This window comes from Chelativorans multitrophicus, assembly GCF_011317445.1.
Taxonomy (GTDB): Bacteria; Pseudomonadota; Alphaproteobacteria; order Rhizobiales; family Rhizobiaceae; genus Chelativorans; species Chelativorans multitrophicus.
In genome coordinates, this window is record NZ_JAAAPL010000003.1 from 617810 (window position 1) to 637818 (window position 20009).

Here is a 20009-nt window from a genome sequence, read left to right on the forward strand (position 1 = left end):
TTTTATTGGCCGCTCAGCCGGCGGTACGCAGCCAATTCAGCATCTTCATCACCGGCTCGTCAGTGACGCGCAGCAGGTAGGCCGAACCGCCGATTGCGGTGTGGGTGAAGGGGCGCCATGAGGGCACCGCGAAGACATCGCCGCGCGACCAACGAAACGGCATTCCATCGATGTCGCTTTCGCCCTCACCCGAAATGACAGCGAAAATGCTGTTTGCCGTTGTCTGGGCGCGGTCGGTGGTCGCTCCGCCCTCGACTTCCTGGACATAAAGCGCTGTTGAATCGAGGGCCGGGCCCCCAGAAGGATTGCCAAGCGAGACTTCGCGGACACCTCCTTTCCGCGAGGCCTCGGCAAGCCGCGCCTTTGTGTCCTTCCAGGCAAAGCGCATAGGCGAGTCGTGCGCGATGTTGGTCGCTTTCTCCACCCCATCGGGGAAATGCTCGAAGAACATCGGCTCAAGCAGCTGCACCAGAGGCGCATCGAGGAAATCGATCCAGTATGCGTCGGAATCGCTTCCATTGGCATGGCCGTGCCACAGCCAGTTTGGCCTCAAAAGCACATCGCCCGGCTCCATCAGGAATTTTTGACCCTGGACGATCGTATAAGTCTCCGGTCCGGTCTCGACGACCAGGCGCAGCGCGTTGGGCGTGTGGCGGTGACTACGCGCCGTTTCATGCCCGCGCACCATCTGATAGGCGGCAACCAGCGTGCGCGTGGTGGCATAGGTGTTTCCTGGGATCGGATTGGCCAGGATCAGGTTGCGCCTTTCCGCAAGCTCAGTGCTCACCAGATCGCCCGCAATCGACAAAGCCGCGCGAGCGTCCTTGTAGGACCAGTGAGCAGGAACAAAGGTCTTCTTCGGCGCCGGGTAAAGGGAAGGCTCGGGCTTGTTCCATCCGGGACCCATCTTGACGTCCTTCAGCTTCTCGTAGAGCTGATCAAGAGTGGTCACGCCTGCAAACCGTCCCGGATGCTGCATCTGGGTCATTCCGCTTCTCCTCCAATGGCTCCCACGAGCCGCGCAACTGTAAACCAATAGAATGGTTCTACCATTGGCTTATAGAGCTTCCACTTCGGTGTTTCAATCCAAAATACATTTTACGGAAAGCTGCCGCTGAGGATCCGCCATAGCCAAATGCGGTGACCGCGTCTTGTTGAGTCCGGCGACTGGAACGAACCCAGGTGGGGAAAGTCGATTCATTGCGAATAACAGCTAGTGGCCAACATTATTTTCCGGCAGCTGTTACAGTTGTTCCGTCCTGAACAGTTTGCAGCAGGTCTTTCTCGCCGAACCTCCGGTCCGCTGGCGCGAATAACGCCGCGAACATGTTGCGGTCCTGGGAGTTCCGGACCAACCACCTCCCTACGCAGCAGCGTCAGCGCGCCGTAGTCGCGGTGGCGCACCTCGAAGTGCTTGACAGCGCCGTCGGCGGGCTGTGGGTCTAACGGACGAATCCAGGTGAGCTCCATCTCACATCTTCGCCAAGAGATGTGTCCCCTGCACTGGCTGAATTGGACGAAGCGCCTACTGTTCAATGTTAACAATGGCTTTCCATAGCGTGGGATAATGGGCGCTTCCCCGAATTACTGCGGGCCGATCGGACGCGGAAAGCCGAGGACAATGGAGGTCGCTGTAATCGCAAAACCAAGCAGCGAACCAAAGATAGATGCAGTGGTGCCGTATAGTGTTGCCCTATTTTCTCGAAGAGGGCACTCCACGACAACCGAGCCTCCGTACTGGAGAAGCCAAACCGCAAATTCCACCGCAACCGAGGCGGCGGCGAGCAGCGCCTCCACCAATAGGAAGTGTCGTCGCCAAAACCAGGCAAACGGATCGTGGTTGGATAGCCGCTGCGTCTTGCAGAGCATTCCCCAATTCTTCCCGGGCTAGCTGTATTGCCTCAAATGCAGAAGTCGGATCGAGTCCCATTTGACAGAACCGCAAAGCCACATTGCCACCGCCATTTAAACTCGGCCAGACGCAAGAGCGCGTTGCCATCGTTGAACGATTCGGGGCGGTCCCTAGGCTACGAACCTAAGTTCTATGTCGTTGACGGGCAGCACCGTATCCTTGCCCTTATGCGCCTGATCTAGGACTTCGAGGAAGATCGGTGGTCGAAGTACATGATTCCCTTCACCTGCATGCTCGGCGCGACGGAAGACGAAGAAATGGACCAGTTTTACATCGTCAACTCGAAGGCCAAGTCGGTTCGCACCGATCTCGCCTAAGAGCTCCTGTCGCAGCGGGCGCAGACCCCGAAGTGATGGAATCGCTCGTTGAGCGCGGTCGCGACGGGCAGGTCCATGCCACGAACATCGTTAAGCAGCTGTCGAGAACAGCCCCGTCTGGCGCAACCGCATCCGCTTCGCCGCGATGGAGAAGGGCGATACTGTTATGCCGTCTGAGTCTATGGTGTCTTCGCTCAAGCCGGCGCTTAACTCGCCCTACTTCAAGGCGCTCTCGCCTGAGCAGCAGGGTCGATCCTAGACGCCTACTGGCGTGGCATCAGGAACGTCGTGCCCGAGGCTTTCGATGAACCGTCGGAGTTCTCGGTGCAGAAGGGCATAGGCGTGACCGCGCTCCACATGCTCCTGATCCAGGTGATCGATATTGCTCGCTCGCGGGGGATGGGGTCACGGAACCCGCGAGCTACGCCAGCATCCTGCGCGGCGCGCTCGAAGAGGTCGAAGGCGAGAACGCTTCGGGCGATCCCGTCAAGAGCGTCACCTTCTGGCGCGCTGCCCCGCTGGGTGCCGCTGGATCCTGCTCGAGCAGTGCTGGGCGCCGTGTGCTGGTTGCGAAGATGCAGCAGCGCCTCCTTAAGATCAGCGTGCAGTGAGGTGTGTCATGGCGAAGCGCGCTGAACCCAGTGGCATCATCCTCTCGGCGGACGATGCGGCAATCGTGAAGGGGGTGTTGGCCTGTGGCGACCGGCAGCATGATGTTGCTGCATGGTTCGGAGTGAACGGCGGCCGCATTGCGGAAATTGCCACCGGCTCTCGGTATGATTGGGTCGCGCAGGCTGATGTGGCTGACCTTCCACCTCCCGGCCCTTATCCTGCAGGTCGGGTTGCTCATTGACGCGATGGCCGCGTTGGCTGCGGCCAAGGCCGCTTTGGCATCTGCCGAGGCCATGATTCGTCGCTCGCACGTATAGAGCGGACATGTTCAACTAGGCCGCCTGGATACCTGGGCGGCCTTCTTGCTGCTAATCAGGGCCAAGGTGGATGTGCATCTGCTTCCCCGCGCGCTCCCCGGCGTCCAGACAGCAAGAAGGCTCGGATGCCCCGAGCCCTAAGCCATTCAATTTTAAGGAAAACTGGAGCGGGCGAAGGGATTCGAACCCTCGACCCCAACCTTGGCAAGGTTGTGCTCTACCCCTGAGCTACACCCGCTCGCGCGGTGAAACACCGCAAGCGGCGCTTATATGGCCGAACTCCTCGGCGATTGCAACAGGGAATTCATGTTTCCTTACCGACATTGCGCCTCGGCTTGCACATAGTCAGGCAAAGCGCCTAAACAGACCGCTTCGCGAATTGGAGAGCCAGCGTGCCGGCAACCACTCAAGACCTGATGCGCTATCTCGACGAACTCGGCATCGAGGTGAAGACATTTGAGCATCCGCCCCTCTTCACGGTTGAGGAGTCGCGTAGCCTGCGCGGCAAAATCCCCGGCGCGCATACAAAGAACCTGTTCCTGAAGGATAAGAAGGACAGGCTCTTTCTCCTGACTGTGGAAGAGGAGGCGCGACTGGACCTTAAAGCCATCCATCAGCTCATCGGGGGCATCCGGTCACGTATCCTTCGGCAGCGCGGAAAAGCTGATGGCGTTCCTTGGTGTGACGCCGGGCTCCGTGACGCTGTTCGGCGTAATCAATGATATCGAGCGGCGTGTTCAGGTCGTCCTGGATGAGGCGCTTGTTGAAAGCGAAGTGATCAACGTCCATCCTCTTCACAACGAGGCCACGACTTCCATCCGCAACGTGGATTTGATACGCTTTCTCCGCTCAACCGGACACGAGCCGGCCATCTTGAAAATAACGCAATGAACGCCACATCACGGGAGCCGCTTTGCGTTTGCCGGATCGGCTGTTATCTGCAAGTTTCAAGGGACGGACAATTCTAGGAAGGCCGACATGAACGACCGTGAAAACCCATATGCGGGCGGTGGAATGACAGGCAATGTCACCTTCGGCGGCGCGTCCCGCGCGGATGCCGGCGGCGCTGCCGCCCACGCACTTGCGCCTTCCTCCGGGGATCTCATAAAAGACACAAGCACCGCTTCCTTTGCCGCGGATGTGATTCAGGAATCCCGCAATCAGCCCGTGCTTGTGGATTTCTGGGCGCCCTGGTGCGGGCCTTGCAAGCAGCTTACGCCCCTGCTCGAAAAAGCGGTGCGCGAGGCGGGCGGCCGCGTGAAGCTGGTGAAGCTCAATATCGATGACCATCCGGCCATTCCAGGCCAATTGGGCATCCAGTCCATTCCGGCCATCATTGCCTTCAAGGAAGGCCAGCCCGTCGATGGCTTCATGGGTGCCGTTCCGGAGAGCCAGATCCGCGATTTCATAAAGCGGATTTCCGCTGGCGGCAGCAAAGTGGAGGAGGCGCTGGCAGCCGCCGCCGAGGCGCGCGAAGCCGGCGATTCGCAGATGGCGGCGCAAATCTACTCGGCCGTCCTCCAGCAGGAACCCGAGCAGGTGGACGCACTTGCGGGACTTGCAGATCTTCTCTTCGAAGCGGGACAGACAGACGAGGCGCGCTCGCTGCTCGACCAGGTGCCGGACGCCAAGAAGAACGCGGCGGCTGTGGCCACGGTGCGCGCGAAGATGGCCCTTGCCGAGCAGGTGGCCGGCCTGGGCAATCCGGCCGAGCTTCAGCAACGCCTTGCCTCGAATCCTGATGATCATCAGGCTCGTTTCGACCTGGCGCTGATCCTCAATGCTCAGGGAAAGCGCGCGGAAGCGGCCGACAATCTTCTCGCCATCATCAAGGCGGATCGCAGCTGGAACGACGATGCAGCGCGGGGCAAGCTGCTTGAGCTTTTCGATGCCTGGGGGATGACGGATCCTGCAACGCTCTCCGCGCGGCGCAGGCTCTCTTCGCTCCTGTTCTCGTAGCCATTTTTGGGGGGGCAGGGAATCGCGGGACTTCGGCGATATCCTTGGCTCCCGCCAGGAGATGAGATGTGAAAGCCGGTAACGCCGTTTACCACGATATCGCTGACCTGCCTGAGATTATCCCTGTCTTTCCTCTGGCCGGAGCGCTTCTTCTTCCCGGTGGGCTGCTGCCACTCAATATTTTCGAGCCGCGCTATCTCAGCATGGTCGATCATGCTCTGGCCGGCGGCAGGCTTATCGGCATGATTCAGCCGGGCTTCGATCGCCCGGAGGGGGCAGTCGCGGATTCCGCTCTCTGCGATCTTGGCTGCGTCGGCCGGATCGTTTCAATGAGGGAAACAGGTGATGGTCGTTATCTCATCACCCTGCACGGGATTTGCCGCTTTCACCTTCGGGAGGAGATTGCTGTCGAAACGCCTTTCAGGCAGTGCCGTATCCAGCCTTTCCCCACCGACCTCCAGGACGACAGCTCCGCTGAGAATGTTGACCGGGTAAAGCTCATGCGCACGCTTCGCGCCTATCTGGAGGCGAATGATTTCGATGCAGATTGGCAGAGCTTCCTGCGCGCAGACAACGGAACACTGGTGAATGGGCTTGCCATGATGGCCCCGTTCGGAGCTGCGGAGAAGCAGGCCCTTCTGGACGCGCCGGACCTGAGGGCGAGGGCCGAAACCCTGATCGCCATCACGGAACGCATCCTCGCGCGCAAGGAGGGCCATGCCCATCGGACGCTGCAATAGGGCGTCGGCCGGCAAGGTTTAAGGAGAGTACCCCCATGACGGATGGCAGGCGAATCGAGAGGACGTCGATCGACCCGAAGCTTCTGGAACTTCTGGCGTGCCCGGTCACCAAGGGTCCGCTGAAGTGGGACCCTGCGAAAAACGAACTCATCTCCGCCAAGGCCGGGCTTGCATATCCGGTTCGCGACGGCGTTCCCGTGATGCTACCAGGGGAAGCCCGGCCGCTTGAACCGGATAAGCCCCGGCGGTGAAGAACTGCGGAGCGGTTTGAAATGCCGCCCGCTCAGGCCCAGGGGCGGCTTTCGGCGTATTTGTTCTCGAAGGACTGGATGGCGGGCGCCTTTTCCAGCGTGAGCCCGATATCATCAAGGCCGTTCAGGAGGCAATGGCGCTTGAAGGCGTCGATCTCGAACTTGATGACACCGCCGTCCGGCCCATGGATCTCTTGCGTCTCCAGATTGACCGTCAGCGTGGCATTGGCGCCGCGCTCGGCGTCTTCCATCAGTTTTTCGAGTTCCTCGGGCGAGACCGTGATGGGCAGAATGCCGTTCTTGAAGCAGTTGTTGTAGAAGATGTCGGCAAAGCTTGTGGAAATCACGCAGCGGATGCCGAAATCGAGCAGGGCCCACGGCGCATGCTCGCGGCTCGAACCGCAGCCGAAATTATCGCCCGCGACGAGGATCTTGGCGCTGCGGTAAGCTGGCTTGTTCAGAACGAAATCCGGGTTCTCCGACCCGTCCTCGTTGTAACGCATCTCGGCGAAAAGGCCCGAGCCGAGCCCGGTGCGCTTGATCGTCTTCAGATAATCCTTCGGGATGATCATATCTGTATCGATATTGACGATCGGCAGAGGCGCGGCGACGCCGGTGAGCGTGGTGAACTTTTCCATGAACTTTTTGCCTAGCTGCAACACTTGGGTGACATCCCTTTACAACAACCATGCGGATACGCAAAGCCCTTGCGCCCTTCTGCGCGCTGCGCCATGAAAGTGCGCATGCATGAGCCCCTGCCTCGCCTGCGCCGCTCCGTCCTTTATGTGCCCGCCAGCAACGAAAAGGCGCTGCGCAAAAGCGCTGCGCTCCCCTGCGATGCCGTCATCTATGACCTGGAAGACGCGGTCGGGCCCGAGGAGAAAGAAGATGCGCGCGAGCGCCTGCGCGGCTTTCTTGCCGGATCCGGGCGGCCGAAATGCGAGACCGTCATCCGCGTCAATGCACTGTCGAGCGAATGGGGGACCGGGGACCTGCAGGTCGCAGGAGCCTGCCGGCCCGACGCAATCCTGCTGCCCAAAATAGATGGCCCACGCGATATTCTCGATGTCGATGCGGTGCTCGACGAGACGGATGCGCCGCGCTCGATCCGCCTTTGGGCCATGGTCGAAACCGCCCGCAGCGTGCTCAATATAGGCGCAATCGCGGAGTTGGGGCGCGATCCCGCCGCGCGGCTTTCCTGCCTCGTTGCCGGTACGAACGACATTGCCAAGGAAACGCGCGTCACCAGCCGGATCAATATGGCGCCCTGGCTGATGCAGATCGTTCTTGCCGCCCGTGCCGGAAACCTGACAGCGCTGGACGGGGTGTCCAACGATTTTCGCGATCTGGAAGCCTTCGCGCGGGAATGCGCGGAAGCCCGCGCCATGGGATTCGACGGCAAGACGCTGATCCATCCCGCGCAGATCGATCCCGCCAACGCGGCCTTCTCGCCCACAGCCGCGGAAATCGCGGAAGCGGAAGCTGTCGTCGAAGAGTTCTCGAAGCCGGAAAACCGCTTTCGGGGCGTCGTCTCCATCCAGGGCCGCATGGTGGAGCGTCTCCATCTCGAACAATCGGAAGCGCTGCTCAAGAAGGCGCAGGAAATCAAGGAGAGAGGTGAATGAGGCTCTACCGCTTTCTGTCCGGTCCGGACGACTCAAGCTTCTGCCACAAGGTCACGGCCGCGCTGAACAAAGGCTGGCTGCTCCACGGATCACCCACCTATGCCTATGACCCCGAAGCCAAGGCGATGCGCTGCGGCCAGGCGGTTTACAAGGAAGTGGACGGGCTGGACTACTCTCCCGAAATGAAGCTCGGAGAATACTGAGGCGCGATTTCTTATCTGCGTCACGAGCCCGGGCTCGGCCATTCGTCCACCGTCTCTTCGATCCGCGCCATGTCTTCATCCGACAGGCCGAAATGATGGCCGATCTCGTGGATCAGCACATGCGCCACGATGTCCCCCAGTGTTTCCTCGTTCTCGGCCCAATAATCGAGGATCGCGCGGCGGTAGAGCGTTATGCGGTTGGGACCGTCGCCCGTGGCGGGGTTCCAGCGTTCGGCAATCCCCCGCCCCTCGAACAAGCCCAGCAGATCAAAAGGCGTTTCCAATGCCAGGTCGTCCATGATTTCCTCGCTGGGAAAATCGGCAACCTGAATGATGATATCGCCCGTGAGCTTGCGGAACTCCTCCGGCAGGTTGGCATAGGTTTCCATTGCCAGGAGTTCGAATTCCGCAAGTGATGGTGAGAGCTGGTCATGCCAGGCGCGTGTCTGGTAGATGCGTGCCATTTTATATCCTTTGACGCGCATATAGCGCGTTCCCGCTCGCGATTCGAGAGGTCTGGCAGGGCTCGTTGCGGAGGGTTGGAGAAGAAGGAATAAAATCCTTCTTGACTCCGTGGGGCGGCTCTGGAATCCATAAGAACATAACAGGAACGATCTATGCGCTGGAGTGAGCGGCATGGCACGCATGGCCATGGCGCAGGAAAAGCTTTTTGCCCTGCGCCGGGAAATCGCGAAAATCGAGGGCAACCTGCCCGAGCGTTTTGCCGCGCCGGAAGCGGGGGCTGGCAGCGAAGCTGTGCTGCGCCATTACGGCCGCCTTGCTTCGGGCGCGGGGTTTTCCGTCACCGGAGCGCCGCGTCTCGATTCCGCACTCGGCGGCGGCATCCCACGCGCGGCCCTGACGGAAGTATCGGGACGCGCGACCCGTGACAGCGGGGCTGTTTGTGGCTTTGCGCTGGCCCTTGCTGCTATTGTCTCGCGTACCGGCGCGGGCGCACAATCCGCCAGGCCGATCCTTTGGATCTGCCTAGGGGATATGCTTTCAGAGGCCGGCTTTCCCTATGCGCCGGGGCTGGGATCATTTTTCGGCCTCGCGCCGGACAAGCTTCTCCTGGCGCGCGCCGGACGGCTGGAGGATGCGCTTTGGGCCGCGGAAGAGGCGGCTCGCCTGGGCAGTTTTTCCGCCACCATTCTGGAACTGCGAGGCAATCCGGCAAAGCTCGACCTGACGGCCACGCGCCGCCTCCATCTTCGCGCCAGGGAAGCGGCACAGCCTGTTTTGCTCATCCGCCACTCGGCGGAGCCGGAGCCGACGGCGGCCCCCACGCGCCTGCTTGTCTCGCCCGCGCCTTCCCCCCTGCGGGAGGCGCTTGCCGGGCCGCTTCCCCGCTCCATCGGCCCGCCGGCCTTCGCCGCCACCTTGTCCAAGAGCAGGACGGGGAAAGATGGAACATTCGTGCTGGACTGGAACTCCCATGACTTTGCCTTTCAGGAAAGATGGCCCGCCGGAGAGCGGCGAATTGTTCGCGAGAGCGGCCGAGAAGCGCAGAATCCTGGCCATCTGGCTGCCGCATCTTTCAACGGACCGGATTCTGCGCCGGCGGCACGGGCCCGGCTGGCGCTCAGGCCAGAACGAAGGCGCGCGGGCTGATCTTCCGCCGCTGGTGGTAAGCTGCCGGCAGAACAACGCGCAGCGCATCGTGGCGCTTGACGAACGGGCCGAGGACTTCGGCCTCAAACCCGGCATGGGCATTGCTGACGCACGCGCCATGTACCCGGATTTAGAGGTCGTCGAGGCGGACCCAGACCGGGATCAACTGCTGCTCGAAAGCCTGGCCGACTGGTGTGACCGGTTCACGCCCCTGGTGGCGCTCGATGGCCGCGACGGGCTTTTTCTCGATATCAGCGGCTGTGCCCATCTTTTCGGCGGCGAGAATGCGATGCTGGCCGAAATCCTCTGCCGTCTCACGCATCAGGGCTTCGATGTCCGTGCCGCCCTTGCCTCGACTCCCGGAATGGCCTGGGCAGCGGCGCGTTATGCGAAAGGTGATTGCAACGTGTCCCCGGGACAGGAGGAAACGGCCCTGGCGCCCATGCCGCTTGCCGCCCTGCGCCTGGAAGAGAAGACCCGGGTCGGGCTGGAAAGCGTGGGCCTTCGCCATGTCGGCGCTCTCATCGGTGCGCCGCGCGCGCCGCTCGCGCGGCGTTTCGGGCGCAAGCTCGTCACCCGCCTGGATCAGGCTTTGGGTATGGTCGAAGAAGCCATCACGCCGCGCCTGCCTGTGGCTCCGCTCTCGGCCGAGCGCCAGCTTGCCGAGCCGATCGGCACGCGGGAAGAAATCGAGCAGCTGGTCCTCATCCTTGCCCGCACCTTGAGGCAGGATCTGGAGCGGCGGGGCGAAGGCGCCAGGCGCTTGCTGCTTTCCCTTTTCCGGGTCGATGGCGCGGTGAGCCGCATCATGGTGGGCACCTCGCGGCCCCAGCGTGAGCCGCTGACGGTCGCCAAACTGTTCCATGAGCGGTTTTCAGCTCTCGAAGGCAGCCTCGATCCGGAATATGGGTTCGATCTGGTGCGGCTTTCGGTTACCGTCACCGCGCCTTTCGAGGTGGAGCAGACGGATCTTGCGGAAGGGACTGCCTGCGAGGAAGAGGAGTTTTCGCTTCTTGCCGACCGCATTCGCGCCCGTCTCGGCGAGGGCGCCGTACTCGTCCCCGTCCTGGCCGAAAGCCATTTGCCCGAGCGCAGGGCGCGTTTTGTTCCCTTCGGAAAAGAGGTCGGCGCCAAAGAAGCGATAGATCCCGCGGAGAAGATCCGCCCCATCCGCCTCCTGGAAAAGCCCGAACCGGTGGAGGCTTCGGCGGAAGTCCCCGAAGGTCCGCCTCTTTCCTTCCGCTGGCGGCGGGCGCTCTATCGTGTGGCGCGGGCCGAGGGGCCGGAGCGCATCGCCTCCGAGTGGTGGCGCGAAGATGAGCCGGGGCCCACGCGCGATTACTTCCGCGTCGAGGATATGGAGGGCCGACGCTACTGGCTTTATCGGGAAGGGCTTTATGGCGAGAAGACCGCGCCGCGCTGGTTCCTGCACGGGATTTTCCCATGACGGCCGCTCCCGCCTATGCGGAATTCGGCGTTCAGTCGAATTTTTCCTTCCTGCGTGGAGCCTCGCGGCCGGAAGAGCTGGTGGTTGCTGCAAAATTATTGGGGTTCTCGGCCATGGGCCTTGCCGACCGCAACACTGTGGCGGGCGTGGTTCGGGCCTGGGTGCAGTCCAAATATATCAAGCTGACGGAGGAGTCCGAGCCGGCCCGACTGCCTTATCACCCCGGCTGCCGGCTCGTCTTTTCCGACGGCACGCCGGACATCTTGGCCTATCCGCAGGACCGGCAGGGCTGGGCGCATCTCTGCCGCATGCTGACCAAGGCGAATATGCGTGAGGAAAGCGAGAAGGGCGCGCCAGTCCTCCTGGCGGAGGATTTCTGGGAGTGGGGCGATCAAATCTCCCTCGCCATCCTGCCGGACCTGCAAGCACCAGGGGACAAAACGCTCGCTTTCCTGAAAGCAGTTAAAGCCCGGTTTAAGGAGAGTGTCTGGCTCGCCGTCGCTCCATCCTATGGCGGCGATGACCGCTGGCGGCTTGCCCAGGCGGCGGGCATGGCGGAAGCGGTGGGCGTCCCGCTGATGGCCACCAATGACGTGCTCTATCATGCGGCAGAGCAGCGTTCCCTCCAGGATGTCCTCACCGCTATCCGCCTCAACACGACGATTTCCGAAGCGGGCTTTGCTCTCGAAGCGAATGCCGAGCGCCATATGAAGCCGCCGGAGGAGATGGCGCGCCTCTTTCGTTCATATCCGGAGGCGCTGGCCGAGACGCTTCGTTTTGCCGAAAGCCTCAGCTTCTCGCTGAGCGAGTTGGAGCACAATTATCCCGATGAGGTGTCCGAGTCCGGGCTTCCGGCGCAGGAGGAACTGGAACGGCTGACCTGGGAAGGTGCGAAGGAGCGTTTCCCGCGGGGCATTCCCGAGGCGCAGAAGGAGCTTATCCGCAAGGAACTGGACCTGGTCAAGCGGAAGAACTACGCGCGCTACTTCCTCACCGTCTACGATATCATGAGATACGCGCGATCGCAGGGAATCCTATGCCAGGGGCGGGGCTCGGCGGCCAATTCCCTCATCTGCTATTGCCTGCGCATCACCGATGTCGGACCCGATATCATGGACCACCTGCTTGAGCGCTTCATTTCCGAGGAGCGTGGCGAGCCGCCGGATATCGACGTCGATTTCGAGCATCAGCGCCGCGAAGAGGTCATCGCCTATATCTATGAGAAATACAGCGAAAAGCACACGGCCCTCGCCTGCTCGGTCATTTCCTATCGTGGCCGCCTGGCGCTTCGCGAAGTGGCCAAGGTGCTTGGGCTTTCCGAAGATGTCACTTCGGCGCTCTCCGGCTCGATCTGGGGGTGGTCGAGCGAAGAGGTGGGCGATACGGCAATCAAAGCCGCAGGCCTAAACAAGGCTGATCCCAGGACGAAGCAAATGGTCAATCTGGCCAACGGGATCATGGGTTTCCCGCGCCATCTTTCCCAGCATGTGGGTGGTTTCGTCATCACCAAGGACCGGCTCGATGAGATCGTCCCCATCGTCAAGACGGCGATGGAAGAGCGCAAGATGGTGGAGTGGGACAAGGATGATCTCGACAATGTCGGCCTTCTCAAAGTCGATGTGCTCGCGCTCGGCATGCTGTCCTGCCTGCAACGCGCTTTCGGTCTTCTAAAAGAGAAGTACGATGTCAGGGACGATTACGGCCGGCCTCTCCAACTGGCGACCATTCAGCCGGAACTGGAGCCTGTCTACGATATGATCAGCCGCGCCGATACGATTGGCGTCTTCCAAGTGGAATCCCGCGCGCAGATGTCGATGCTGCCGCGTCTTCAGCCGCGGACATTCTATGACTTGGTCATCGAGGTGGCCATTGTCCGGCCGGGTCCCATACAGGGCGACATGGTGCATCCCTATCTGAAGCGGCGCGAGAGACAGGAAAAGCCCGAATATGTGCGGCCGGAGCTTGAAGCGATACTGAAAAAGACACTCGGCGTTCCACTGTTTCAGGAACAGGCGATGAAGATCGCGATCGTGGCGGGCGGTTTCGAACCATGGGAAGCGGATCGGCTCCGCCGCGCGATGGCGACGTTCAAACGCACTGGCACGGTTACCGATTACAAGCACAAGCTGATCAATGGCATGGAGGCCAGGGGCTACCCGCGCGCGTTCGCCGAGCGTTGCTTCAGGCAGATCGAAGGCTTTGGCGAATACGGCTTTCCAGAGAGCCATGCGGCCTCCTTCGCCCTTCTTGTTTATGCCTCCGCATGGTTCAAGGCCTATTACCCGGATGTCTTCTGCGCGGCGATCCTGAATTCCCAGCCCATGGGCTTCTATGCGCCGGCGCAGCTTGTGCGCGATGCGCGCGAGCATGGCGTCGAAATCCGCGAGGTGGATATCAACTCTTCAAAATGGGATTGCACGCTTGAAGAAGCCTCTTTTGATCCTGCTCGTGTAGCGGACCGGCATGCCGGGATGCGCTCCATCATCAGGACAGAGGATGCCGTGCGTCTCGGCTTCCGCCAGGTAAAAGGCCTGGCTGAGGCCGATATGGAGCAGCTCGTGCGCAATCGCGGCGTCGGGTACCGCTCGGTACGCGATCTGTGGCTCCGTTCGGGTTTAAGCAAAAGCGTGATCGCCCGGCTTGCGGAAGCGGATGCTTTCCGTTCCCTGGGGCTCGACCGGCGCACCGCCCTCTGGGCCGTGCAGGCGCTGGATGAAACGAGGGCTGCAGACCGCCTGCCTCTGCTCGACAGGCCCGAGATCAACCTTGGCGAGGATGAGCCGGAGGTGCGGCTGCCCTCCATGCCGCTCAGCATGCATGTGGTGCATGATTATCAGTCACTCAGCCTGTCACTTAAAGCGCATCCCGTTTCCTTCCTGCGTGACCAGCTTGCCGCTGAAAAGGTGGTCCCCAATGAGCGCCTGCAGGATTTGGACAATGGGCGTCGCGTATCCGTTGCGGGCCTCGTGCTCATCCGCCAGCGGCCGGGCACGGCCAAGAATGTCATCTTCATGACGATCGAGGATGAGACAGGCATCGCCAATATCGTTGTCTGGGACAAGATGTTCCAGCGCTTTCGTCCGCAGGTGATGGGCGCCCGATTCGTGCGGATCGACGGCAAGCTTCAGAGCGCATCCGGCGTCATCCATGTGGTCGCCGAGAAGATCATCGATCTGAGCGCCAGGCTCGGCGCCCTGGTGAAGGAAGGGCACGAGCGCAGGAACCTGACGCGGGAAAAGACGGCGGTTCTCCCTGAACGGGCAATGTCCCCGGCGAGCGCGTCACCGCAGCTCGAAACAACCGTGCGGAAAGAAGCAGAAATTGCGCAATCGGCCGCCGTGGCGCAGGTCATGCCGAAGGGGCGTAATTTCCATTAATCCAGCTTGGCCCTCATTCGGGGCGAGCGGCCGTCTTTGCGGATGGCTCATCCGGCATGTGGGCTTAACGATCCGTGACGATCTTGACCTTGTCGCCCGCCGAAAGATTGGCGCCGGGACCGAGCCCGTTGAGCAGGCGGAAGAGGTCCAGCTTGCGGTCGACGCCCGCCATCTGATTGGCGAAGGTCGCCACCGTGTCGCCCGGCCGCACCGTTAGGACGCGAATGCGCAGCGGCTTGAGTTCTGCACGCTCCGCCTGGCTCAGCACATGAAAGCTGCTGCTGATGGCTCGGGCTACCGGCTCGAGCTGATTGCTGTTGCGCGGCGCGCCGGTGAGCAGCCGGTAAACCTGATCGCCCACGCGCACCACCGTCACATCGAACTGCCATTCGCCGGCATAGGCGCGGGCGCTCGCAGCTTCATGGCCGTTGATCGTGGTGGCCCGCACAGTGCCGGTGTCCAGTCCGGCGAGCCATCCGTCCTGAAGATAATCGGTGAGCGAGAGAGAACGGGGCACCGTTGCGCCGTCGAAGCGGAAAGCCAGGTCGCCCGGCCCCGCCGCAACGACCTCTCCGGCCGAATTGTCAATCACAAAGCCCTCGGGCACGGAAAAGGCCACGCCAAGCGTCGGGTGCAGAAAATCGCGTCCCCGCACATAGCCCTGGTCCGGCTTGTCCCCGAAAAGCAGGCCGTCAATCCCTTCAAGGAAGGGTGCACGGTCCCGTTCGCCCGTGCCAGGCATGCCAAACTGCCGGGCATGGCGCTGTGCAAGCTCGATCCGCCGCGGCGCGTTGGGGTGGCTCGCCAGGAAGTCCAGGCTCGCGTCGTTTTCGCCCTGGACGCTGTAGAACTTCTGGTAGGCGTCCATCGACTGAAGAAAACGCGCCGCCGCATAGGGGTCATAGCCAACGCGTCCGATGGTGGCGATGCCGATGGCATCCGCCTCCAGCTCCTGATTGCGCGAGAACTGCGCCAGCTGGAGCTTGCCGCGCCAGACGGCGGCCTGCGCGTTCCTGTCGGAGCTCAAAACCTCGTCCACGACACGCGACGCAAGCGTTGCCTCGGCTTCCCTGCGCTGCCGCTCGATGCCGTGATTGGCGGTCACATGCGCCATCTCATGCGCCAGCACGGCGGCAATCTCCGCCGAATCACTCGCCAGCGCCAAGATGCCCCGCGTGATGTAGAGATAGCCGCCCGGCAGCGCGAAGGCATTGATGTTGGGCGAATCGAGGATCGTAATCCGATAGGTCTGCGAGGGGTTTTGCGGGTCCTGCGAAAGCTTGCCGACAACCCGCGCCAGCATCCGTTCCAGCTTGGGGTCCGAATATTCGCCGCCATAGGTCTGCAGAATCTTAGGATGTTGACGGCGTGCAAGATTGGCCAGCGAATCGCTGCGCATGACGGTGTCTACCGTCATCGGGTTGGGCGACGGCTTGAAATCCGCATCCGACGACATGTCGAGCGCCTGGCATCCGGAAAGCGCAAATACGCCGGCAAGCAGGGCCATACGGTAGCGGCGCTCCCGGGCGGCGCCCATAAATCCTGAGGCACTGAATCGAGGCAGAGCGAACATCCTTTCGACGGGTTCCGTCCCGCTTGGCTGGCGACGACCTAGCCATAGTCTTTTGATCAAGACAATGATCTGCGCGCCACAGTTACCGGGCTGTTTCAATCGACCGGTCTTGTGGCGATAAATAATGACCGAATCTGGCCGAACAATAGCCCGGTTGTTATCGCAATCGTTTCCTCTCGCCAAGGTAGCGCGCGAAAGCGGGCGGCCCTTGCCCGGCCAGGAAGCTTGAAGTGGCACCGTCTGCCGCAATTGTCCCGTTCTCTATGAACAAAAGCCTGTTTGACAGGCGTTCCGCGTCACGCGGATCATGAGTCGCCATGATGACCGTCATTTGCTGATCGCGATGAAGCTCGGCAACCAGGTCCAGCATCTCGTCCCTCAGTGCTGGCCCAAGCGAGGCGAATGGCTCGTCGAGAAGGAGTACCGGCTGCCGCCGGACCAGCACGCGCGCGAGCGCCACTCTCTGGCGTTCGCCGCCGGAAAGTTGCCGTGGCAGCCGCTGTTCCTTTCCTGCCAGGCCCGTTCTGGCGATCGCCTCGCTGACCGCAGCGCGATCGCCATCGGAAAGCCGCAGCGTGGGGGAGCGGCCAAGCCCGACATTCTGTTCCACTGTCAGGTGGCTGAAGAGATTATTTTCCTGGAAGATCATGGAAACAGGCCGCTTGAAAGGCGGCAGGCGCGTGACATCGCCGCTCCCGATCAGCACCTGTCCCGAATCCGGCCGCTCGAAACCTGCAATCAGGTTGAGCAATGTGGATTTTCCCGAGCCGCTCGGCCCCATCAGCGCGACGATTTCCGAAGCGGGCACCAACAGATCGAAGCGCATCGCCTGCCCGCCCGGATAGGCGAAGGCAAGCGCATCGAGCTTCACGACCGCGCCCTGTTGCGGAACCATCACGACTTCTCTTTTCCCCAGTGGGTGGCAAGGAACATCAAGCCGAGGCAGAGGACGCCAAGAAAGAGCGCGAGCCCCGCGGCATCGGCGGTGCGATAGCTGCCCATGCGCTCGAAAAGGAGATAAGGCAAGGTCTTTACCCGGTCGCTGCCGAAAAGGGCGATCACGCCGAGATCGCCGAGAGAGAGCGCCATGGCGAAGGCCAGCCCGGTGGCAGCAGGCCGCCTGAGCGCAGGCCAGTCGACAAGCCGCAAGCGGCTCCAGCCGGAAATACCGAGCGCAAGGCAGAGCTTTTCATGCCGCGCGCTCGCCGCGTCATAGGCGGGGCGGATAGCACGCATGGTGAAGGGCAGGGCCATGGCGGCGTTGACCGTTACCACCATCAATGGCGCGAAGGCGAATACGTCGCCAAAGCGGCGAAGAAGGATGAACCACCCCGCACCGATGACGATCGGCGGCACGATCAGCACCATGCTGGCGCCGGTGTCCGTGAGGCGTTCCAAGCCGCCAGCCCTACCGCCTCCTCGCGCCATTTCCAGCGCCCGCCTTGCCGCCACCAGCGGAAACGAAAGGAGCAGGCACAAGAATGCCGAAAGGCTCGCGAGCAGAAGGCTGGTCATTGTCGCGCCGTGCACCGCCCTCTCGCCTGCAAGCCGAGCAAGATCGGCGCCGAGGCCGGCGATCACGGTGGCGGCAATGGGCCCGCCGACAAAGACGAGCGCGAGCAGGATCACCGAAACGTTGAAGGCGGTTTCGCCCGGACGCGGAAACACCGAGCGGCGGGGCGCTGCCGGTAGGCTGGCATCGGCATTGATCGAGGCTCCGAGGCGGGAAAGCACAAGTACGATCGCCGCCGTCAAAGCCACCTGCACCAAGGTGAGCGCGATCGCCCTTGCAAGGTCGAAATCGAAGCGAAGCGCCTGGTAGATGGCAACTTCGAGCGTGGTAGCGCGCGGGCCGCCGCCGAGAGTAAGCACAATCGTGAAGGAAACGGCGCAGACCATGAAGACGAGGGCCGCGACGCCCGGCAGTGCATCTCTCAGTGCCGGCCACTCGATCAGCCTGAAGGTGGCGCCTGCGCCCATTCCGAGCTGAGCGGCGAGTTTCCATTGGTCCGCCGGCACGGCTTCCAGCGATGCAAGTAAAAGGCGCGCCGCAAGCGGCAGATTGAAGAAGACATGGGCCACAAGGATGCCCGACAGGCCGTAGATGCCCTGCCATGTGTCCCCCGAGAGGGAAGAAAGGAGCGGAGCCAGGAAGCCCGCCCTCCCCAGAAGGGCCAGGACCCCGAGGGCGGCCACAATGCCTGGAAGCGCGAGTGGAACGGCAAACAGTTGGAGGATGAACCCCCGACCGAAGAAGCGCGGGTGGCGCGCCAGTGCCCTGGCCACGAAGATTGCCGGGAGCACCGAAAGGATGGTGGAGAGCCCCGCCTGGAGTAGGGTGAACCGCGCCACGCGCAACAGGTAGCTGTCGAAGGCGGAGAACGCCCCCCGCCAAGACTGTATCGCCTCCTGGCCGAGGCCCGCAAAGGCGCCGCCGACCAGAATGCCCAAAGCGGCCAGGGCGAGCACGCCCGCGGTGATGCGCCCGCGCTCGGGAAAGGAGGCTGTCACCGGCTCATCACGGCCAGCCACTCGTCAACCCAGGCCTTGCGGTTCTCAGCGACTTCCTCGGGCGAGAACAGAAGCGTTGTTGCTGGCTGGACCAGTTGCCGGAACACCGGGTCAAGCGGCTCGGAGGTCTTGCCGGCGGGAAACATCCAGTTCTTCTCCGGTATGGCATCCTGGAAGCCGGGGCCGGTCATAAAGGAAAGGAATTGCGCCGCCAGCGGGTTGTCCTTGGCTCTCGCCGTGCGCGCGGCCACCTCGATTTGAAGGTAGTGGCCCTCGGAAAAAGCCGCGGCCTTGTAACGCTGGGTTCCCTCAGCGATCTCATGATAGGCAGGCGATGTCGTGTAGGACAGCACCATCGGCACTTCCCCGCTGGTGAAAAGCCCGTAGGATTCGCTCCAGCCGGGGGTCACGGTCAGCACATTGTTCTTGAGTTTGCCCCAGGCATCCGCCGCATCGTCCTTATAGACCGCCTTGATCCAGAGAAGCAGGCCAAGACCCGGCGTGGAGGTACGCGGGTCCTGGATCGCAATCTTGAGATCGCTGCCGCTCTCCACCAAATCGCGCAGGCTCGTCGGCGGGTTTTCCAGTGCTTGCGTGTCGTAGACGAAGGCAAAATAGCCGTAGTCATAGGGCACGAACACGTCGTCCTGGAATCCGCCGGGCACATCGACATTGCCGAGTTCGATCCCATGCGGCGCGAAAAGGCCGGTTTCCTTCGCCTCATGGGTAAGGTTCGTATCCAGCCCGAGGACGATGTCCGCTTCGGTGCCTTCGCCCTCAAGTCTCAGGCGGTTGAGCAGGGCAACGCCATCGGCAACCGAGACGAATTCGAGATCGCAGCCGCATTCGGCTTCAAAGGCCGTTTCCACCACGGGGCCAGGCCCCCATTCGGCGGTGAAGCTTTCATAGGTGTAGACGGTGAGCTTTTCCTGGGCCGAGGCGGGAACTGCCGCCATGCCCAAAGCCAGGGCCGCAAGGAGAGCTGTTCTGTGCATTCGGCGCCTCCATTCTTTCTTGCAGGGAAGGCGCTTTATCTCAGCGTCTAATCCCTCCGCCGGTATGAGCCGGATCAGGTTCCGCGGGTTGGCCTTTGCCTCTCAGCCGTCAATCGACGGCACCCCGTTAGAGCGAGGCAAAAAATAGGGCAGCGACGGGATCGGTTCAAGCGAAGGTTTCGCTGTGAACGCCACCGCCTTTGCGCAAATACCGCATGCACAAGGCATCCGGCCCGGTGCTCCAGGGTTGACATGCAAGGTCTTCCTCGTCTATGTGCCCCATCGGATTTTGGCGCGCCAAGAGGGCGCGTCTTTCGTTTCGGCCGAATGGCCACAACTCTTTTCGGCCGTCGGGCCGCAACGGGCAAGACAATGAAGATCAGAAACTCGCTCAAAGCGTTGAAGGGCCGTCACCGCGAGAACCGCATGGTTCGCCGCAAGGGCCGCATCTACATCATCAACAAGTCGAACCCGCGCTATAAGGCCCGTCAGGGCTGATCCCTCTGGGTGAGGCAAGAGGCCTCACGCGGTTTTTGCTTTTATCCAGGCGTGAAGGCAG

General features: G+C 61.8%; 18 protein-coding genes, 1 tRNA gene, 1 pseudogene and 1 riboswitch. Of the genes and pseudogenes, 11 read left to right on the forward strand and 9 right to left on the reverse strand.

Features of this window, described 5'->3' with window-relative positions:
• Positions 1–13: 13 nt before the first annotated feature.
• Together GNP00_RS17390 and GNP00_RS17395 are read right to left on the reverse strand one after the other, a co-directional pair.
• Positions 14–988 carry a cupin domain-containing protein gene (locus GNP00_RS17390; protein ID WP_011582588.1) on the reverse strand — a complete coding sequence of 325 codons (975 nt, stop codon included), beginning with the start codon at positions 986–988 and terminating at the stop codon, positions 14–16.
• 596 nt (positions 989–1584) lie between these two features.
• A complete protein-coding gene (locus GNP00_RS17395; protein WP_011582587.1) occupies positions 1585–1869 on the reverse strand; it encodes a hypothetical protein in 285 nt (94 codons plus the stop codon).
• A gap of 979 nt (positions 1870–2848) precedes the next feature.
• Here GNP00_RS17395 and GNP00_RS17400 point away from each other — a divergent pair.
• Entirely contained in the window at positions 2849–3082 is a 234-nt protein-coding gene (locus GNP00_RS17400) for a hypothetical protein (RefSeq protein ID WP_246259118.1), read from the forward strand.
• A gap of 239 nt (positions 3083–3321) precedes the next feature.
• On the opposite strand, the gene GNP00_RS17405 is transcribed toward GNP00_RS17400, so the two are convergent.
• A tRNA-Gly gene (locus tag GNP00_RS17405) sits at positions 3322–3396 on the reverse strand.
• A gap of 178 nt (positions 3397–3574) precedes the next feature.
• Between GNP00_RS17405 and GNP00_RS17410 the strand changes: the two are divergent.
• The 4 genes and pseudogenes from GNP00_RS17410 (at position 3575) to GNP00_RS17425 (ending at position 6108) form a co-directional block, all read left to right on the forward strand.
• Positions 3575–4049 (forward strand): annotated as a pseudogene (locus GNP00_RS17410) (prolyl-tRNA synthetase associated domain-containing protein).
• 87 nt (positions 4050–4136) lie between these two features.
• Positions 4137–5117 carry a thioredoxin gene (gene trxA / locus GNP00_RS17415; protein WP_011582585.1) on the forward strand — a complete coding sequence of 327 codons (981 nt, stop codon included), beginning with the start codon at positions 4137–4139 and terminating at the stop codon, positions 5115–5117.
• Positions 5118–5185: 68 nt separating this feature from the next.
• Positions 5186–5857: an LON peptidase substrate-binding domain-containing protein gene (locus GNP00_RS17420; RefSeq protein ID WP_011582584.1), complete on the forward strand. Its 672-nt coding sequence runs from the start codon at positions 5186–5188 to the stop codon at positions 5855–5857.
• Between the two features lie 35 nt (positions 5858–5892).
• Positions 5893–6108, forward strand: a complete 216-nt coding sequence (locus GNP00_RS17425; protein WP_011582583.1) for a Trm112 family protein — start codon at positions 5893–5895, stop codon at positions 6106–6108.
• A 32-nt stretch (positions 6109–6140) separates the two neighbouring features.
• On the opposite strand, the gene leuD is transcribed toward GNP00_RS17425, so the two are convergent.
• A complete protein-coding gene (gene leuD / locus GNP00_RS17430; protein ID WP_041544847.1) occupies positions 6141–6746 on the reverse strand; it encodes a 3-isopropylmalate dehydratase small subunit in 606 nt (201 codons plus the stop codon).
• Positions 6747–6851: 105 nt separating this feature from the next.
• On the opposite strand from leuD, the gene GNP00_RS17435 reads away from it, so the two are divergent.
• Together GNP00_RS17435 and GNP00_RS17440 are read left to right on the forward strand one after the other, a co-directional pair.
• Positions 6852–7733: an HpcH/HpaI aldolase/citrate lyase family protein gene (locus tag GNP00_RS17435; RefSeq protein ID WP_041544846.1), complete on the forward strand. Its 882-nt coding sequence runs from the start codon at positions 6852–6854 to the stop codon at positions 7731–7733.
• A complete protein-coding gene (locus tag GNP00_RS17440) occupies positions 7730–7936 on the forward strand; it encodes a DUF1737 domain-containing protein (RefSeq protein ID WP_011582580.1) in 207 nt (68 codons plus the stop codon). The genes GNP00_RS17435 and GNP00_RS17440 overlap by 4 nt, the downstream gene beginning before the upstream one ends.
• Positions 7937–7956: 20 nt before the next feature.
• Here GNP00_RS17440 and GNP00_RS17445 read toward each other — a convergent pair whose 3' ends face one another.
• Positions 7957–8400, reverse strand: coding sequence for a metallopeptidase family protein (locus GNP00_RS17445; RefSeq protein WP_041545628.1), 444 nt, complete (start codon positions 8398–8400; stop codon positions 7957–7959).
• 172 nt (positions 8401–8572) lie between these two features.
• Between GNP00_RS17445 and GNP00_RS23435 the strand changes: the two genes are divergently transcribed.
• Genes GNP00_RS23435 through GNP00_RS17460 form a run of 3 tightly spaced genes read left to right on the forward strand, consistent with a single transcriptional unit; the run spans position 8573 to position 14371 of the window.
• Positions 8573–9547 carry an ImuA family protein gene (locus GNP00_RS23435; protein ID WP_085953097.1) on the forward strand — a complete coding sequence of 325 codons (975 nt, stop codon included), beginning with the start codon at positions 8573–8575 and terminating at the stop codon, positions 9545–9547.
• A gap of 13 nt (positions 9548–9560) precedes the next feature.
• Positions 9561–10994, forward strand: a complete 1434-nt coding sequence (locus GNP00_RS17455) for a DUF6504 family protein (RefSeq protein WP_011582577.1) — start codon at positions 9561–9563, stop codon at positions 10992–10994.
• Positions 10991–14371, forward strand: a complete 3381-nt coding sequence (locus GNP00_RS17460; protein ID WP_166016182.1) for an error-prone DNA polymerase — start codon at positions 10991–10993, stop codon at positions 14369–14371. Before GNP00_RS17455 ends, GNP00_RS17460 begins: the two co-directional genes overlap by 4 nt.
• 64 nt (positions 14372–14435) lie before the next feature.
• On the opposite strand, the gene GNP00_RS17465 is transcribed toward GNP00_RS17460, so the two are convergent.
• The 4 genes from GNP00_RS17465 to thiB form a co-directional block, all read right to left on the reverse strand.
• Positions 14436–15908: a M48 family metalloprotease gene (locus GNP00_RS17465; RefSeq protein WP_425482918.1), complete on the reverse strand. Its 1473-nt coding sequence runs from the start codon at positions 15906–15908 to the stop codon at positions 14436–14438.
• Between the two features lie 193 nt (positions 15909–16101).
• Positions 16102–16839, reverse strand: a complete 738-nt coding sequence (gene thiQ / locus GNP00_RS17470; RefSeq protein WP_041544845.1) for a thiamine ABC transporter ATP-binding protein — start codon at positions 16837–16839, stop codon at positions 16102–16104.
• Positions 16839–18476, reverse strand: a complete 1638-nt coding sequence (gene thiP, locus GNP00_RS17475) for a thiamine/thiamine pyrophosphate ABC transporter permease (RefSeq protein ID WP_011582573.1) — start codon at positions 18474–18476, stop codon at positions 16839–16841. The genes thiQ and thiP overlap by 1 nt, the downstream gene beginning before the upstream one ends.
• Positions 18452–19450, reverse strand: coding sequence for a thiamine ABC transporter substrate binding subunit (thiB, locus tag GNP00_RS17480; RefSeq protein ID WP_011582572.1), 999 nt, complete (start codon positions 19448–19450; stop codon positions 18452–18454). The genes thiP and thiB overlap by 25 nt, the downstream gene beginning before the upstream one ends.
• Before the next feature lie 34 nt (positions 19451–19484).
• Positions 19485–19587, reverse strand: a riboswitch (TPP riboswitch).
• 235 nt (positions 19588–19822) lie between these two features.
• On the opposite strand from thiB, the gene ykgO reads away from it, so the two are divergent.
• Positions 19823–19948: a type B 50S ribosomal protein L36 gene (gene ykgO, locus GNP00_RS17485; RefSeq protein ID WP_011582571.1), complete on the forward strand. Its 126-nt coding sequence runs from the start codon at positions 19823–19825 to the stop codon at positions 19946–19948.
• Positions 19949–20009: the final 61 nt, after the last annotated feature.